The organism is Gardnerella sp. CCPDSM (genome assembly GCF_056754715.1).
Window position 1 is genome coordinate 1 of sequence record NZ_JBQEQO010000044.1, and the last position, 760, is coordinate 760.

Here is a 760-nt window from a genome sequence, read left to right on the forward strand (position 1 = left end):
CTTAACACATTCTTCAGCATCTTCACTTTTCCCAGCCGCTTCATCTTTTTCAGTTTTTTCGTCTTTTTCGGCTTTTATTTTCAAAATTTCGTCGTTAAGTTCGCGTTCTCTAGAATTAAAATAGTCTTCTAACTGTTTCACATACGCTTCATATTCCATCGAGTTTTCCGCGATCACCGCCGAACGCATATCAGATAATACGCTTGCAACAATGCCTTCTATCATGTAAGTAGGTATTGGTATTTGCTTATTCAACTCGACTATTTTTTCGTTTAACTCAGCCTTATATTTTTGCACAGCTACCGCGTAGCTAATTGTCGGTTTTACCACTACTCTCCTCCAATCTTTTTAGAATAATATCCAGCTTGTGGCTGATTTCGCATAAAATTTTCGTATTATCAACTACAGGTGTTGTAATACTTTCTGTCACGTCTTTTAAGCGCGTGCCCTTATTAGCCACTATTTTGTTTGTGGGAATAATGAGTTTCTCCATAACAAATTCTCCTCTACTTTCACTTAACGCTTCCACCCGCGCTTTTTAATAGTATTTAACTTTCATGAGTATCCCGTTTTTAAACACCATGTGAGCGTTAGAACCCCATTTTGAAGCTTTACCATCCTGGTTCATTTCAATAATCTGCACATAGTTAATATCCGCGTCTACTCCTGCACCGTCTTGCCAAACAGGATCTATAATCTTGTTACCATGCATGTAAAAGTTGCATCCAGCGTGAATACCATACTCTTTATAAATGCTTTG

3 protein-coding genes are annotated in these 760 nt (G+C 37.8%); all 3 read right to left on the reverse strand.

Annotated elements, in window-relative coordinates; genetic code table 11:
* Positions 1-330 (reverse strand): toxin (locus ACTJLE_RS06405; protein WP_421792999.1); only part of this gene is annotated, 330 nt, incomplete at its 3' end.
* The gene (locus ACTJLE_RS06410; RefSeq protein ID WP_065189411.1) at positions 311-493 is read right to left on the reverse strand and encodes a hypothetical protein; all 183 of its coding nucleotides are present in this window, start codon (positions 491-493) and stop codon (positions 311-313) included. The genes ACTJLE_RS06405 and ACTJLE_RS06410, both read right to left, overlap by 20 nt.
* A gap of 45 nt (positions 494-538) precedes the next feature.
* Positions 539-760, reverse strand: a 222-nt coding sequence (locus ACTJLE_RS06415) for a hypothetical protein (RefSeq protein ID WP_481267899.1), incomplete at its 5' end; no start/stop codon positions are given.

What these genes read in the sequence shown, in the direction of transcription:
- ACTJLE_RS06410 (WP_065189411.1), bottom strand. Translation starts at nt 493, where the DNA reads ATGGAGAAACTCATTATTCCCACAAACAAAATAGTGGCTAATAAGGGC.